Source organism: Hansschlegelia beijingensis, from assembly GCF_045505405.1.
Lineage (GTDB): Bacteria > Pseudomonadota > Alphaproteobacteria > Rhizobiales > Methylopilaceae > Methylopila > Methylopila beijingensis_A.
Genome location: NZ_JBJKEX010000671.1, coordinates 1 through 692 on the forward strand (window position 1 = coordinate 1; position 692 = coordinate 692).

At 72.1% G+C, this 692-nt stretch carries 1 protein-coding gene; it reads right to left on the bottom strand.

From position 1 onward, the window contains the following. Positions 1-692 (bottom strand): UDP-N-acetylglucosamine--N-acetylmuramyl-(pentapeptide) pyrophosphoryl-undecaprenol N-acetylglucosamine transferase (locus tag ACIKT0_RS19545; protein WP_407106919.1); only part of this gene is annotated, 692 nt, incomplete at both ends.

Below are 692 nucleotides of genomic sequence, written 5' to 3' on the forward strand. Positions count from 1 at the left end.
CGCCAGCGCGTTGGCGTTGGCGAGCTGGTCGTTGTCGAGCGCATGCGGCAGCGGCACCAGGATGGACGGCCGCCCGATCACCGCGAGCTCCGCGACCGTCGAGGCGCCGGCGCGCGCGATGACGAGATGGGCGAGCGCCATCCGCGCGGGCATGTCGTCGAAGAAGGAGGCTAGCTCCGCCGACACGCCGGCCTCCGCGTAGGCCTTGCGGACGCCTTCGATGTCCTCGGGCCGCGCCTGCTGGGTCACGTGCAACTGGCCGCGAAGGTCGGACGGCAGCAGCCTCACGGCCTCCGGCACGACCTCGGACATGATCCGGGCGCCCTGGCTGCCGCCGAACACGAGAAGACGGATCGGCTGGCCTTCCATCGCCGGCTGGTAGCTGACCTCGCGCGCCGCCAGCACCTGCGGGCGCACGGGATTGCCGACATGGGTGGTCACGAGCCCCGCGGGAAGCTGCGCGACGCTCGGAAAGCCGGTGCCGATCGCGCTCGCGAGCCGCGCCAGCATCCGGTTGGCGCGTCCCATCACGGCGTTCTGCTCGTGCAGGACGACCGGTATGCCGAGCAGGCGCGCCGCGACCAGCGGCGGGAAGGTCGGATAGCCGCCGAAGCCCACCACGGCTGCGGGCCGCACGCGGCGCAGGATGCCGGATGTCGCCGAAACAGCTACGCCGTCTTCAGAGCGAGCTT